The sequence below is a fragment of the Streptomyces macrosporus genome (genome assembly GCF_039533145.1).
GTDB classification, from domain to species: Bacteria; Actinomycetota; Actinomycetes; order Streptomycetales; family Streptomycetaceae; genus Streptomyces; species Streptomyces macrosporus.
On sequence record NZ_BAAASZ010000027.1, the window covers coordinates 244,098 to 258,298 of the forward strand.

Here is a 14,201-nt window from a genome sequence, read left to right on the forward strand (position 1 = left end):
CATGGTGTGGGTCGACGACAGCGTGATCGAGAAGGCCGGGCGCTTCCTGTGGACGTCCGGACGCGTACTGGAGCAGCGCCGCTTCGAGTTCCTCTTCGGCGACGCGACCGCGCCGGCGGGCGTCCTCACCGCCCTGGACGCCTACCGCGCCCCCGACGGGGGGTACGCCTACGGTCTCGAACCCGACGTGCGCGGCCCCGCGAGCCAGCCGATCTCGCTGATCGCCGCCCTGGAGGTCCTGGAGGAGACGGGCGCGCTGCCCGGCCGGGCCGACGTGATCTGCGACTGGCTGGTCGGGCACACCGCCGCGGACGGCGGCGTGCCCGCCGTCCTGCCCACCCTGCGCCCCTACCCGCGTCCGCCCTGGGTGCCGATCCCGGACGAGCCGGCGGGAGCGCTGCTCCCCACCGCCCCGATCGCCGCCTCCCTGCTCCGGGCCGGGGTGGAACACCCCTGGCTGGACAGGGCGGTGGACTTCTGCCGCCACGCCGTCGAGGGCCTGCGGCAGACCCACCCCTACGAGGTCGAGGCCGTCGTCGCCTTCCTCGACACGGCCCCGGACCGGACCTGGGCGACGCGGCAGGCCGTGCGGCTGGGCGAGCTGGTCCGGGAGCAGCGCCTCGTGCTCCTCGACCCCGAGCACCCCGAGGCCGCGGTCCTCGCCCCCGGCTACGCGCCGGGCGAGTACCACCTGCCGCACGACTACGCCCCGCGCCCGGACAGCCTCGCCCGCGCCTGGTTCACCGACACCGAGATGGAACGCGGCCTGCGGCACCTGGCCGCCGAACAGCGGGAGGACGGCGGCTGGCCGATCCGCTGGGCGAAGTGGTCGCCCACCACCGAGGCGGAGGCCCGCCCCGCGGTGACCCTCGCCGCGCTCCTCGCCCTCCGCGCCTACCACCACCTGTCGGACCGGGCGACGGGCTGACGGACGGTCCGACGGGCCGACCGTCCGGGGCGGGCGGGCGTGGACGACCGGGCGGGGAGCCGGCGTGGACCACGCGGGCGGACGGCCGAGGACGAACGGCCGAGGGCGGATCGGGCGCGGGCGGGGCCGGGACCGCCCCTGCTCACGGGTCCCGGAACTCCCGGGCGATGCGGTGCATCAGGTCGCGGGAGGCGGTCGGGTCGAGGGCGCGTTCCGCCATGCGCTCCACGACGGCCCGGTACACGGCCAGGTGTGCGTGCGCGTCGACGAACTCCGAGCCGTGGTCCGTGTCGAGCTGGACGGTGTCGAGTTGGGGCACGGGCCCGTGGAGGTAGACGACGGACTGCCCCGAGCTGGGGAAGGTGCCCGAGCCGAAGGGGATCACCAGGACGGTGACGTTCTCGCGTTCGCTCATCTCGACGAGGTGCGCGAGCTGGGCGCGGGCCACGGTCGGCCCCCCGAAGCCCATGCGGAGAGCCGCTTCGTGGACGGCGGCCGTCAGCGGGGTCGGGTCGTCGCCGTAGAGGACCGCCTGCCGCCTGATCCGGAACGAGACCCGGTGCTCCACCTCGTGCGGAGGGAGGGGCGGGACGGCGGCGCCGATGAGCGCGCGTGCGTGGTCCGGCGTCTGGAGCAGGCCGGGCAGGTGGACCACCGTGGCGATGTGCATCGACGTCGCGTGGTGCTCCGCTTCGGCGAGGTCGAGCGCCGCGGTCGGGAGGACGCCCCGGTACTCCTCCCACCAGCCGCGCGTCCGGCCGCCGGTCATGCCGGCCAGGGCCTCGACGAGCGCCCGGTCCGTGCAGGAGTAGGCGCGGGCCAAGGCGCGGACGCGGTCCGCGCCGACCGCGTACCGGCCCGCCTCGATCATGCTCATGCGGGCCTGCTGGATGCCGAGTCGGGCGGCCGCCTCGGTGGACGACAGTCCCGCGCTCAGGCGGAGTTTCCGCAGCTCGGCACCCAGGCGCTGCTGTCTCAGCGTGGGGACGGTGCTCGGAGGCATGGCTCTCCCGACTCTCTCGCGCACGGTACGGCGGCTTCACCCACACAGGTGAACTTGATAAGGCTATCCCTCAATTGGCGATAGACCTACCAAATTCCTTCTAAGGTGTTGCCCGACCACTTCGACCGGCGCGCCGGCCGTCGGAAGCGCGCTGCCCTGCGCTCTCCGGCCCGACTCCGCATCTTCCCCGGGAGGTTCCGTGGACACCGTATCCACACCGAACAGCGGCCCCGAGCCGCACGACGGCCCCGGCACCCCAACGGGGGACTTCGAGGAGGCGTTGCGCGCGATGGTCCTCGACCTCGCGCCCCGCCAGTTCGCGGTGGTCCAGACGTGGGAGGCGGGGGACGGGCAGCGGGACGGGTGCGTCGTGGCGTGGGGCGTGGTGTACGAGGACGGTCACGCCCAGGTGACGAGCCCCGACGGCAGCCTGCGGTTCGCCCTCGGCTCGCCCGAGGGGGCCGTGCGGTGGTTCGGGGTGCAGGAGGGCGTCACGGCCCGGATCGTCTGGCTCTCCGGGCCGGACCGGGTGGTCGCCGCGTGACGGGGCGGCTCCCCGTGCGCGTGAACGAGGTCGGTGGACCCGTGTCGGTGCCGTTCGACGCCGCGACCGGTGACGCGCCGGCAGGAGAGGACCGCCGTGGGCGCGCACCGAGCGCGCCCACCGTCGATCCGGGGCCGGGGCGCCCCCGGGGCCGCGGTGCGGAGCCCGTCGTGGAGATCGCCTCGCCGTCGACACCGGCGTCCTTCCCGTCGACTGAGCCGCCGGGGAAGGCGCAGGGGAAGACGCGGGGAAAGCCGCCGGGGAGGACGCGCTCGCCGTCTCAGCTCCGCGCCGCCTCCAGCCGCCGCCGGACCAGCGCGCGGCGCGTGGCGTAGAGCGTGACGCCGGCCGCCAGGACCAGCGCGCCCAGCGCGAAGGCGACCGTCGCGCTCCAGCCCGCCGCGTGGTAGGCGATCGCGCCCAGCGAGGCGCCCACGGAGCTGCCCAGGTAGTACGCCATCTGGTACAGCGCGGAGGCCTGGGCCTTGCCCTCCTGCGCGGTGCGGCTCACCGAGCTGGACGCCACCGCGTGTCCGGCGAAGAAGCCCGCGGTGATCAGCACCAGGCCGGTCAGGACGGCCGGCAGGCTCTCGCCCAGGCTGGTCAGCAGGCCCGTGGAGGTGGTGCCGATCGCCAGGTAGAGCGCGCCGCGCCGGCCCAGCCGCTCCACCAGGCGTCCGGCGGCGGCCGAGGAGACCGTGCCGACCAGGTAGATCACGAAGATGGAGCCGACCAGGCCCTGGGAGAGCCCGAAGGGCTCCGCCACCAGCCGGTAGCCGATCACCGTGTAGACCGCGCCGAAGACGACCATGAAGAGCAGGCCGAGCGAGTACAGCCGCAGCAGCAGTCCGTCGGAGAGGTGGCCGCGGACGACCCGCAGCACCGTGGCGGGACGGATCGAGGCCGGGGTGAAGTTGCGGGCCTTCGGGATCAGCAGCCGGTAGACGACCGCGCAGAGCAGCGACACTGCGGCCACCGACGCCAGGCCGGCGCGCCAGCCCCAGCCCTCGGCCGCCCAACCGGTCAGGACGCGGCCGGACATGCCGCCGACGCTGTTGCCCGCCACGAACAGGCCGACGGCCCCCACCAGCGCCCGGGGCGGCAGCTCGTCCGCCAGGTACGCCATCGCCGACGCCGGGATGCCGGCGATCGCCGCGCCCTGGAGGGCGCGCAGCGCGATCAGGACCTCGACGTTCGGGGCGAAGGGCAGCACCAGCGCGACGGCGACCGCGACCGTCAGCGAGCACGTCATCATCGTGCGCCGGCCGAAGCGCTCGGAGAGCGCGGAGAGCGGCAGCACGGCCACCGCGAGTCCGATGGTGGCGGCGGAGACGGTCCAGCTCGCCTGCCCCGGCGTCACGCCGAGGTCGGCGGTGAGGGCGGGCAGCAGGGGCTGGGTGGCGTAGAGCAGGCTGAAGGTCGCCAGGCCCACGGCGAAGAGGGCCAGGCTGATGCGGCGGTTCGGTGGGACGGAACGGTCGGAGAAGGCACCTGTGCGGGCAGGTGCCCCGGTATCGACGGAAGGCATGTCTCGAAGGTACGATCGGCGATTCTGATGCGTCCAATGCACAAGAGTGCGGAAGATGATGCGTGGACGCATAAGCCGAGGTGGGAGGGTGTTATGTCACCGGTCGGCAACAGAAAAGACATCTCGGTTACATCGGACACGGTCCGCCGCGCCGGCCGGGGCGCCGAGGCCGGGCCCGACATCGCCCCGGAGTCCTGGGCGGTCACGCTCACCCCGCGGCTGGCCCAGTTCGTGGCCGTCGCCCGCCACGAGCACGTCACGCGCGCCGCGCGGGAGTTGGGCGTGCCGCAGTCCACGCTCAGTCGCGCGATCGCCCGGCTGGAGGACGACCTCGGGGTGGCCCTGTTCACGCGGCGGGGGCGGACGGTCTCCCTCACCCCGGCGGGCCTGACGTTCCTCACCTCCGTCGAGCGCGCCCTGACCTCCGTGGAGCAGGCGGCCGAGGCCGTGCGCGCGGACGCCGACCCGGCCGCGGGGAAGGTCGCCTTCGGCTTCCTCCACACCCTCGGCTCCGAGACCGTCCCCGGCCTCATCCGCTCCTTCCGCGCCGACCATCCGCGCGTGCGCTTCTCCCTGGTCCAGACGTACGGCGAGGCGATGATCGAGCGGCTGCGCGCCGGCGACCTCGACCTGTGCCTGACGTCCCCGGTCCCCGACGCCCCGGACCTGGCCGCGCGCCGCCTGGACGAGCAGCGGCTGCGGCTGGTGGTCCCCGAGGACCACCCGCTCGCGCGGCGCCGGCGCGTGCGGCTGGTGGAGGCGGCCGAGGAGCCGTTCATCACCCTGGAGCCGGGGTACGGGATGCGCCGCATCTTCGACGCGCTCTGCGCCGAGGCGGGCTTCCGGCCGAGGATCGCCTTCGAGGGCGAGGAGGCCGAGACGCTGCGCGGCCTGGTGGCGGCGGGGCTGGGCGTGGCCCTGCTGCCGCCCCCGGCCGTGCCCCGGCCGGGGGTGCGGGAGCTGACGGTGACGGAGCCGCGCGCGGTGCGGGAGATCGGGGTGGCCTGGGTGGAGGGCCGCCCGGAGACCCCGCCGGTGACGGCCTTCAGGAAGTTCCTGCTCGGCCGCCGCGGCCGGCTCCTGGCGTAGGCCCCGCCCGGCGGCGCCCTCAGTGCCGCAGGGAGCGGCCGAAGCCCGCGGCCAGGGGCATCCGCAGGCCCAGCGGCGGCGGCGCCGCCAGCGCGTCGGCCACCGGACGGGCGAAGTCGTGGTCGCACAGCGTGCCGAGGACGAAGTCCTGGGCCAGGGCGAGGACTTCGTCGCGGTGCTGCCGCAGCGCGTGGCCGTCGGTGTGGACCTCGAACCGGCAGACGTCCGGGTTGATCTTCTTGGCCCGGACGGCCAGCCGGTACGACAGCTCGGGGTCGGTGTGCTCGTCGTCCGTGCCGTGCGCCATCAGCACCTTCCGTCCGATCAACTGCCGCACCGGCTCCGTCTCGCCGTCCTCGCGGGGGTCCGGCAGCCAGGGGGCCAGCGCCAGGACGGAGACCACGGCCGGGTGGCCCGCGGCCCGCAGGGCGACCCGGGCGCCCATGTCCCAGCCGGCCAGGCACACCGGTACGTCGCCGTAGAGGTCCACGACCCGCCGCAGCGCCCACTCCGCGTCCGCCACGGGGTGGGCGTCCTCGCCGTTCCAGCCGCGGTAGCGGTAGTGGACGACGTGCGCGGCCAGCTCCGAACCGGCCCCCGCCCGCGCCAGCCGCCGGGCCAGCGGCAGCACGGCCGCCACGGCCCGGGAGGAGCGGCGGCGCGTGCTCGCCGCCGCTCCTCCCGGAAGCAGCAGTACGACCCCCTGGACCGACCGGTCCGCACCGAACGTCCGCCCCAACCGCGCATCCCGCCGCGGCAACGCCTGTCGAGTCACGGCAAAACCATGGCAGAAGCCCGGGTGTACCGAGGGTGTCGTGCGGTCACCATTGGATATCGAAGCCGGTGATCGCGGGGGGCGTCCGGCGCTTCCGGGTGCGCGTCGGGCTCCGGGGTGATATCTACGCGCGTAGGCGCTAGAGTGCGGCAATGACGAGCGAGACTGTCACCACCGTCCCCACCGCGGACCAGATCCGCCGCGCCCCCAAGGCGCTGCTGCACGACCACCTCGACGGCGGTCTCCGCCCGGCCACCGTCGTCGAGCTCGCCCGTGAGATCGGCTACGACGGTCTGCCCGAGACGGACCCCGAGGCGCTGGGCGTCTGGTTCCGCGAGGCCGCCGACTCCGGCTCCCTGGAGCGCTACCTGGAGACGTTCTCCCACACCTGCGCCGTCATGCAGACCCGCGACGCCCTGGTGCGGGTCGCCGCCGAGTGCGCCGAGGACCTGGCGGCCGACGGCGTGGTCTACGCGGAGGTGCGGTACGCCCCCGAGCAGCACCTGGAGCGGGGGCTGAGTCTCGAAGAGGTCGTCGAGGCCGTCAACGAGGGCTTCCGCCTGGGCGAGCGCCGGGCCCGCGAGGCCGGGCACCGCATCCGCGTCGGCGCGCTGCTCACCGCCATGCGGCACGCCGCCCGCTCCCTGGAGATCGCCGAACTCGCCAACCGCTACCGCGACGCGGGCGTCGTCGGCTTCGACATCGCGGGCGCCGAGGCGGGGCATCCGCCCACCCGCCACCTGGACGCCTTCGAGTACCTCAAGCGCGAGAACAACCACTTCACCATCCACGCCGGCGAGGCGTTCGGGCTGCCGTCCATCTGGCAGGCCCTCCAGTGGTGCGGCGCCGACCGGCTCGGCCACGGGGTGCGCATCATCGACGACATCCGCGTCGCCGAGGACGGCACCGTCGAACTCGGCCGGCTCGCGGCGTACGTGCGGGACAAGCGCATCCCCCTGGAGATGTGCCCCACCTCCAACCTCCAGACCGGCGCGGCCCCCTCGTACGCCGAGCACCCCATCGGACTGCTGCGGAAGCTGCGCTTCCGCACCACGGTCAACACCGACAACCGGCTGATGAGCGGCACCAGCATGAGCCGCGAGTTCGAGCACCTGGTGGAGACGTTCGGCTACACCCTCGACGACATGCAGTGGTTCACCGTCAACGCGATGAAGTCCGCCTTCATCCCTTTCGATGAACGTCTGGCCATGATCAATGACGTGATCAAGCCCGGATACGCCGAGTTGAAGTCCGAGTGGCTGTTCCAGGAGGCATCCGGAAAGGGGCTGTGACCGGCGTCTTCGTCACCCGGCGGGGTCGGGGCGGGGGGAGGAGTGGGCGGTCCGGTCCGCGACACTCGACCGTTTCGCGGTGTTTGCGAACGGCGTGACGCCCTGGCTACGTTCGCGAAGCCGCTCAAGCCATCCACACGAGGACGTAGCAGCTGATGATCCAGCGAATGACGAGGACACTCGGTGCCGCCGTGCTCGGCGTCGCCATTGCCGCCGCGGGCGCCGGTACCGCCGCGGCGGCCCCTCTGGGCGTCGACAAGACCGCAGGCGGCCTGCTGAAGCCCCTGCCCGTGGAGGAGGTCGCCCGGACGCTGCCCGCGCCCGACGAAGAGGAGAAGCCCCGGACGCTGCCCGCTCCCGCCGGGGAGGAGAAGCCCCGGACGCTGCCCGCCCCCGCCGACTCCGGCACCGGGAAAGCCGAGCGCAAGGGCCCGCTGCGGAGCCTGCTCGGCGGCCTGCCGCTCGACCCGAAGAAGGCGATCAACCTGCCGACCGGCAGGCTCTCGGGCTCCCTGCAGACCGGCGACCTCCTGGACTGAGCCCCCTCCCCCCTTCCTTCCTCTCGTCTCCCCTCCCCTCCGTCGGGAGACGCGGCGGGCCGCCCACCAGAACACATCCGGTGGGCGGCCCGCCGTACGTCTGTCGGAGGTCGGTGTCGGAGGTCGGGTCGGGCGCGGGTGTCAGAGCCCGGCGTGCCGGGTCCGCTTCCGCTCGTCCGGCAGCAGGATCCACAGCGCCAGGTAGAGCAGGAACTGCGGCCCCGGCAGCAGGCAGGAGACCAGGAAGATCGCCCGCATCGTGTTCGCGGAGACCCCGAAACGACGGGCCAGCCCGGCGCAGACGCCGGCGATCACCCGGTCGTCGCCGGGGCGGACTGGTGCGGCCATGGAAGACTCCTTCGTGCTGCCCGGAACACCACCGTTCGATGGTGACGAATCCACCGTAGGTGAGCCATCCGGGCGAAAGCGTCGGTCTACGGGGCGATTCCGACCCTGGGAGTCCTCGGGGTCGCACCCCGATCCTCGTCGTCCGGGCGGCGGACCGGGGCGCCGGAGCCGCCGTCGTCCTCCGCGGCGCGCAGCCGGGCGCGCAGCGCCGGGTAGCACAGCAGGTGCACCAGGGCCACTCCGAGGGTGTTGAGCAGCAGCGTGTCCACGTTCGCGACCTGCCCCGGGACGGCGGGCTGCACCAGTTCGATGCCGAGCGAGACCATCGCCGCGGCGAAGACCGTACGGGCCCACGACCCCAGGCACGACGCCGGACGGCCCGCCGCCATCGGCAGCAGCACCCCCAGCGGGGCGAGCAGCGCCAGATCGCCCCCTATGCCCTCCAGGGCGGCGCGGGGGCCGCTCACCAGATCGGCGTGGATCGAGGCGAAGGGGCGCAGGTTCGCGGGAGCGACCCACGGCACGGACAGCGGTCGCAGCGTCAGCCAGCCGACGAACAGCAGATGGCAGCACAGGAGTACGAGGCCCGCTGTACGGATGCGGTGGACGGCCGAGCCGCCGCGGTGTCGACGCTGCACGCGGACGGAGACGCACGGGGCGCGGACCGCGGTTCCGTGCCTCCGCGCTGCTCCCGGACGGGCCGGGTCACTCCGGGAGCGGGGTGCCCGCCGTCTTCGCCGCCTCGGGGCTGCCGCGCAGCGCGCGGGTGCACGAGTAGGCCATCAGCCCCTCGCCGTGCCCGTCCTCCGTCGGACCGCCGAGCACCACCGAGTCGTCCCGGGCGCCGGCGGCCGTGCCCGCGAACGTGCACACGATCTGGGCCAGCGCGAAGGGCGGCAGCCCGCCCGGCTCCCGGCTCAGCCGCAGCGCCTCCTCGGGGTCGCCCTCGGCGGGCCCCTCGACCTCCAGGTCGTCGGGGACGGAACTGTCGAAGCCGGCCTCGTCCTCGGCCCGGGACGGTTCCCTCCGCAACTCCTCCAGCAGCGCGCGGGCCGTTTCCAGCCGCGCGTCCCGCCCCGACGCGCCCTCCTCCGGGGGCACGGCGCGCTCCACCGCGACCACCTCGCCGCTGCACACGAGGAAGACGGCCGTCGGGGCGGTCCCGTCCGCGGAGCCCTCCTCGCCCGGGCCGGGCGGTGTGCACGACACCCGGGACGGCGCCGGACCGGCGTCCACCGGCACGGGCGTCGACCGGATGCCGCACCCGCCGAGCGCGAGCGCGGCGAGGGCGGCGAGGGCGGTGGCGACCGTACGGGCGGTACGGCGCGCGGTGATCATCGTTCGTTCTCCTCGTCGGTCCCGGTGTCCGCGTCGACGCCGGCCCCGCCGCCGTCCCCGTCCCGGTCCGGCGCGACCCGGCTGGCGTCCCGCGGCAGCCGCAGGGTGAAGACCGCGCCGCCCTCGGGCGCGTTCTCGGCGGTGATCCCGCCCCCGTGGATGTGCGCGTTCTCCAGGGCGATCGACAGTCCGAGCCCGCTGCCCTCCGAGCGGGGCCGGGACGCGCTCGCCTTGTAGAAGCGGTCGAAGACGTGCGGCAGCACCTCCTCGGGGATGCCCGGGCCGTGGTCGGCGACCCGGATCACCAGCTCGTCCTCGCCCGCGGCGCCCGTCGTCGACTTCCGGGTGCGCACCGACACCCGCACCGGGGAGCCGCCGTGCTTGAGCGCGTTGCCGATCAGGTTGGCCAGGATCACGTCCAGGCGCCGCGGGTCGAGCCGGGCCATGATGCCGCGGTCCGCGTCGAGTTCGACCGCGTCCAGCCACGCGCGGGCGTCGATGCAGGCCGTCACCTGGTCGGCGACGTCGACGTCGTCGAGCACCAGCTTGGCCGTGCCCGCGTCGAAGCGGGTCACCTCCATCAGGTTCTCCACCAGGTCGTTCAGTCGCCGGGTCTCGCTGACCACCAGCCTGACCGCGGGCGCGATCATGGGATCGAGCGAGTCGACCTCGTCCTCCAGCACCTCCGTCACCGCGGTGATCGCGGTCAGCGGCGTCCGCAGCTCGTGCGACATGTCCGCCACGAAACGGCGGCTGGACTCCTCGCGGGCGCTCAGCTCCGCCACCCGCTTCTCCAGCGCCTCGGCGGCGCCGTTGAACGTCCGGGAGAGTTCGGCCAGTTCGTCGGTCCCCGACACCTGCAACCGGGTGTCCAGCCTCCCCTCGCCCAGCCGCCGCGCCGCGTCCCCCAGCCGCTGGACGGGCCGCAGCACCGTCGTGGCGGCGGCCTGCGCCAGCAGGGCGGAGCCGACCAGGGCCAGCGCGGTGGCGATCCCCAGCGACCAGGCCAGGGAGTTGAGGTCGTCGCGCTCGGGCGCCAGCGACTTGAACATGTAGCCCGTCGGCCCGTCGCCGATCACGGTCGCGCCGCCCACCAGGTACGGCTCGCCGAACAGCGTGATCCGCTGCCAGTACAGGTGGTACGGGGCCGGGTTGGAGGCGTCGACCGGACGCTTCTCGTGCACCGCCGTGCGCAGCTCCGCGGGCACGTCCGCCAGGGTGAAGTCCGGGTCGGACGCCGCCTCGCACGCCCTGCCGTCGCCCTGCCGGTCGGTCAGGACCACCTCGTAGCGCTGGGTGCTGTTGGCCATGGTGCCGGCCGCGTCCCGCAGCGCGTCGCACGTCGGCCGGTGGGGCAGGGAGCCGGCGTGGTCGCCCAGCGACTCGCGGAAGTCGTTGAGCGCGGCGTTCTGCGCCCGGGTGAGGACGGCGTCGCGGTTGATCCAGTAGGCGATGCCCGATGCGGCCGCCGCGGCGATCAGCGCGACCAGCGCGAAGACCACCACGAGCCGCATCCGCAGGCTCGTCAGCCGCAGGGCCTCCACGACCCGTCCGGGGAACGCGCTCACGGTGCCTCTCCTGGTGAGCCTCGCCGTTTGCCCGGCGTGGGCGCGGATATCGCCGATGTCACGGATGTCGCCGGCGCCGCGGACGCCCGTGCCGGGTGCGCGGCGGCCTCGCGGGTGTCCCTCACGCCGGTGGGTCCAGCCGGTAGCCGACCCCCCGCACCGTGCGGATCAGCGTCGGGGAGGAGGGGACGTCCTCGACCTTCGCGCGCAGCCGCTGGACGCACGCGTCGACCAGGCGGGAGTCGCCGAGGTAGTCGTGCTCCCACACCAGCCGCAGCAACTGCTGCCGCGACAGGGCCTGTCCGGGGCGGCGGCTGAGCTCCAGCAGCAGCCGCAGCTCGGTGGGGGTGAGCTGGAGGTCCTTGCCGTTCTTGGTCACGGTCATCGCCGAGCGGTCGATGACCAGCGACCCGAAGGTCGCCGAGTCGTTCGCCTCGCGCTCGCCGCGCCGCATCACCGCGCGGATGCGGGCGTCCAGCACCCGCACCTGCACGGGCTTGACGACGTAGTCGTCCGCGCCCGACTCCAGGCCGACCACGACGTCGATGTCGTCGCTGCGCGCGGTCAGCAGGATGATCGGGAGCTGGTCCGTGCGCCGGATGCGACGGCACACCTCGAAGCCGTCGATGCCGGGCAGCATGACGTCCAGCACGATCAGGTCCGGCCGTTGTTCGCGCAGCAGCTTGAGGCCGTCCTCACCCGAGGCCGCGGTCACCACGCGGTGACCCTGCCGGGTCAGACCCATCTCCAGGGCCGTACGGACGGCTTCGTCGTCCTCGATCAGCAACAGGAAAGGCACGTGCGCCATTCTGGCGTATCACCTGACCGGACTTCGACGGGCATGTACACGAAAGTCGTTTACGGGTCGGGTCACGGTCACCCGGACCCCTGTGACACCCCTGTGACAGACGGCGGACCCCGTCATGAAACTGCCGCGGCAATGTATTCGGCACGAGCAAACGCACGGGTTGGCTCCACGAGGGGGGCGCGAGATGAACACACTGCACCGCAACATCACCAGCGCAGTTATCCACACGCGCCTGCACACCCCCGTGGTTCCCGACCGGGGTGTGGAGAAGTCCGGTGCCGCGGGGGTGCCGGGGACACCCCTGGTGGCCCCTTCCGGACGGGGTTCGGGAGAGAAGCGAGGGGGATGCCACCGGGGCACCGGACGTCAGCGGCCGGCGCACATCGCCGCCGTGGAGGAGCCGGCCGAGGGGGGAGACCGGCGGGGGGAGAACGGGTACGGGGAGGCGCCGGGGGAGCGGCGCCGGGGGGTGTCGGAGGCGGAGTTCACCGCCTACGTGCGTGAGCGCCGCGCCTCCCTGTACGCCACCGCCTACCACCTGACGGGCGACCGTCACGAGGCCGAGGACCTGCTCCAGAGCGCGCTGTTCTCCACCTACCGCGCCTGGGACAGGATCAGCGACAAGGCGGCCGTCGGCGGATACCTCCGCCGCACCATGACCAACCTGCACATCAGCGCCTGGCGCCGCCGCAAGCTCAACGAGTACCCGACCGAGGAGCTGCCCGAGTCGGCGGGCGAGAGCGACGCGATGCGCGGCACCGAACTGCGTGCGGTCCTGTGGCAGGCGCTGGCCCGGCTGCCCGAACTCCAGCGCACCATGCTGGTCTTGCGCTACTACGAGGGCCGTACCGACCCGGAGATCGCCGACATCCTCGACATCAGCGTCGGCACGGTCAAGAGCAGCATCTGGCGCTCCCTGCGCCGGCTGCGCGAGGACGAGGCGCTCAGCCTCGGCCGCGACCTGGAGGAGAGCTTCGGGGAACTGGTCGCCTGACGGGCGACCGGGCCCGAGGGCGGGGGAGAGAACGGGGGAACGGGGGGAGACACGGGGGAGAGAACGGGGGGACACGGGGGAGACGGGAGCGGGTCCGGTCGGCCGGGGGGTCCGGCCGGGCCCGCTCCTTCACGCGCGCGCGGCCGACTTCCCGCGCGCCGCCGAGTTCTCGCGCGGGGCCGAGCCCCCACGCGCCGCCGAGCCCCCGCGCGGGGCCGGCACGCGTGCCGACGGGGCCGCGCCGAGCGCCGCGATCCGGGCCAGGGCCTCGTCACGGCCGCAGGCGTGGGCGCCCAGGGAGACGTGGTGCGCGACGATCGCGCCCTCCCGGCGCATCAGGGTCCAGCCGCGGCGCACCAGGACGGGCAGCGACTTGCGTCCCTCGCGCACGTCGCGGAGCAGCCGCCGCCGGAAGGTGGTGGTGGGGCGCCCGCGCAGGCACAGCGCGTCGGCCAGCAGTCCCAACTCGCGGCAGCGCCGGGCGATTTCGGCGGCGAAGACCCCCTCGGCGATGAACAGGCGCGCGCCGCGCAGGTCGAGCGCCTCCTCGCCGACGCGCGCGCTGGTGGAGATGTCGTACACCGGCACGGTCGTACGGCCGTGCTCGCACAGGGCGACGATCGCCGCCACCGCGGCCTCGGCGTTCCAGGAGGCCGGGTCGTCCCAGTCCACCAGGTCGCCGCCGGGGAAGAGGGGCAGCGACGGGTCGCCGGCCTCCTTGTAGAAGTCGTCCAGGCGCAGGACGGGCAGCCCCGTGCGGGCTGCGAGCGAGGACTTGCCGGAACCGGAGGGACCGGTCAGCAGGATCACGCGGGCGGTGTCGGCGGAGGTCACGGGACACCATTGTCGGCGATCCCCGGAGGGAGTCGTGCGCATGTGCATGTGACGGCGGCTTCATATACGCTGCGTCACCGTACGATCACGCACATCGACTCTTCTGGTAGGTGTCCCATGACCGCTCAGCACCGCCGTCACGCACGGACGAGGCAGGCGCGTACGGCCGGGAACGGCATCCCCCGCGCCCTGTTGCGGGCCGGGCTGGCCGTCTCCGCGGCGGGGGCCGCGATGATCTCCGGGGCGGCGGGGGCGGTCGCGGCCCCGGCACCGTCCGCCCCGTCGTCCGCTCCCACCTCCGACCTCTCGGTGACGGGCGGGGCGTTGGAGCCCGGCAAGGCGCTGGAGGGAGCGGCGCACGCGACGGGCGCGGCGGGGATCGCGACGGCCGGCGCGCTGCGTCCGGCCAAGGACCAGCGCATCCACCCGCTGGCCGGCACCCCGGTGGACCCGCTGAGCAACACGGTGGTCGCCCAGGTCGCCGACTTCAAGGGCGTGTCCACCGAGCCGATCACGGAGCCGTTCGCCGACGGCGGCACGCTGCGCACCCTGCCCGCGGTGGGCACGGTGGCGGCCCTGCTGCCCGGCTGACGGACGGGTCGCGCCGCGGCGC

The 14,201-nt window shown here is 74.1% G+C and carries 16 protein-coding genes; 7 read left to right on the forward strand and 9 right to left on the reverse strand.

Annotated elements, in window-relative coordinates:
* The first annotated feature begins 1 nt into the window (after position 1).
* Positions 2–928, forward strand: coding sequence for a hypothetical protein (locus tag ABD335_RS20215; RefSeq protein ID WP_344325352.1), 927 nt, complete (start codon positions 2–4; stop codon positions 926–928).
* A gap of 142 nt (positions 929–1,070) precedes the next feature.
* On the opposite strand, the gene ABD335_RS20220 is transcribed toward ABD335_RS20215, so the two are convergent.
* A complete protein-coding gene (locus ABD335_RS20220; protein WP_344325355.1) occupies positions 1,071–1,931 on the reverse strand; it encodes a helix-turn-helix domain-containing protein in 861 nt (286 codons plus the stop codon).
* Between the two features lie 199 nt (positions 1,932–2,130).
* On the opposite strand from ABD335_RS20220, the gene ABD335_RS20225 reads away from it, so the two are divergent.
* Positions 2,131–2,475, forward strand: a complete 345-nt coding sequence (locus ABD335_RS20225) for a hypothetical protein (RefSeq protein ID WP_344325358.1) — start codon at positions 2,131–2,133, stop codon at positions 2,473–2,475.
* A 280-nt stretch (positions 2,476–2,755) separates the two neighbouring features.
* Here the strand turns inward: ABD335_RS20225 and ABD335_RS20230 are convergent, their stop codons facing one another.
* Positions 2,756–4,003 carry an MFS transporter gene (locus tag ABD335_RS20230; RefSeq protein WP_344325361.1) on the reverse strand — a complete coding sequence of 416 codons (1,248 nt, stop codon included), beginning with the start codon at positions 4,001–4,003 and terminating at the stop codon, positions 2,756–2,758.
* A gap of 93 nt (positions 4,004–4,096) precedes the next feature.
* Here ABD335_RS20230 and ABD335_RS20235 point away from each other — a divergent pair, with 93 nt between their 5' ends.
* Positions 4,097–5,092 (forward strand): LysR family transcriptional regulator, encoded by a 996-nt coding sequence (locus ABD335_RS20235; protein ID WP_344325364.1) that lies wholly within the window; start codon positions 4,097–4,099, stop codon positions 5,090–5,092.
* A 19-nt stretch (positions 5,093–5,111) separates the two neighbouring features.
* On the opposite strand, the gene ABD335_RS20240 is transcribed toward ABD335_RS20235, so the two are convergent.
* Positions 5,112–5,867: an alpha/beta hydrolase gene (locus ABD335_RS20240; protein ID WP_344325367.1), complete on the reverse strand. Its 756-nt coding sequence runs from the start codon at positions 5,865–5,867 to the stop codon at positions 5,112–5,114.
* A 152-nt stretch (positions 5,868–6,019) separates the two neighbouring features.
* Between ABD335_RS20240 and ABD335_RS20245 the strand changes: the two genes are divergently transcribed.
* Positions 6,020–7,159, forward strand: coding sequence for an adenosine deaminase (locus ABD335_RS20245; protein WP_344325370.1), 1,140 nt, complete (start codon positions 6,020–6,022; stop codon positions 7,157–7,159).
* Between the two features lie 167 nt (positions 7,160–7,326).
* Positions 7,327–7,698, forward strand: a complete 372-nt coding sequence (locus ABD335_RS20250) for an ATP-binding protein (RefSeq protein WP_344325373.1) — start codon at positions 7,327–7,329, stop codon at positions 7,696–7,698.
* Between the two features lie 141 nt (positions 7,699–7,839).
* On the opposite strand, the gene ABD335_RS20255 is transcribed toward ABD335_RS20250, so the two are convergent.
* From ABD335_RS20255 to afsQ1, 5 genes are all read right to left on the reverse strand, one after another.
* Entirely contained in the window at positions 7,840–8,046 is a 207-nt protein-coding gene (locus tag ABD335_RS20255; protein ID WP_344325376.1) for a PspC domain-containing protein, read from the reverse strand.
* An 86-nt stretch (positions 8,047–8,132) separates the two neighbouring features.
* Entirely contained in the window at positions 8,133–8,684 is a 552-nt protein-coding gene (locus tag ABD335_RS20260) for a VanZ family protein (RefSeq protein WP_344325379.1), read from the reverse strand.
* A gap of 67 nt (positions 8,685–8,751) precedes the next feature.
* Positions 8,752–9,384, reverse strand: coding sequence for a hypothetical protein (locus ABD335_RS20265; protein ID WP_344325382.1), 633 nt, complete (start codon positions 9,382–9,384; stop codon positions 8,752–8,754).
* Positions 9,381–10,898 carry an ATP-binding protein gene (locus tag ABD335_RS20270; protein ID WP_344325700.1) on the reverse strand — a complete coding sequence of 506 codons (1,518 nt, stop codon included), beginning with the start codon at positions 10,896–10,898 and terminating at the stop codon, positions 9,381–9,383. Before ABD335_RS20270 ends, ABD335_RS20265 begins: the two co-directional genes overlap by 4 nt.
* A 175-nt stretch (positions 10,899–11,073) precedes the next feature.
* Positions 11,074–11,751, reverse strand: coding sequence for a two-component system response regulator AfsQ1 (gene afsQ1 / locus ABD335_RS20275; RefSeq protein ID WP_344325385.1), 678 nt, complete (start codon positions 11,749–11,751; stop codon positions 11,074–11,076).
* Positions 11,752–11,944: 193 nt separating this feature from the next.
* Between afsQ1 and ABD335_RS20280 the strand changes: the two genes are divergently transcribed.
* Positions 11,945–12,754 (forward strand): SigE family RNA polymerase sigma factor, encoded by an 810-nt coding sequence (locus ABD335_RS20280; protein ID WP_344325388.1) that lies wholly within the window; start codon positions 11,945–11,947, stop codon positions 12,752–12,754.
* Between the two features lie 129 nt (positions 12,755–12,883).
* On the opposite strand, the gene ABD335_RS20285 is transcribed toward ABD335_RS20280, so the two are convergent.
* Positions 12,884–13,555: an ATP-binding protein gene (locus tag ABD335_RS20285; protein WP_344325703.1), complete on the reverse strand. Its 672-nt coding sequence runs from the start codon at positions 13,553–13,555 to the stop codon at positions 12,884–12,886.
* A gap of 150 nt (positions 13,556–13,705) precedes the next feature.
* Between ABD335_RS20285 and ABD335_RS20290 the strand changes: the two genes are divergently transcribed.
* The gene (locus tag ABD335_RS20290) at positions 13,706–14,179 is read left to right on the forward strand and encodes a hypothetical protein (protein ID WP_344325391.1); all 474 of its coding nucleotides are present in this window, start codon (positions 13,706–13,708) and stop codon (positions 14,177–14,179) included.
* Positions 14,180–14,201 lie beyond the last annotated feature (22 nt).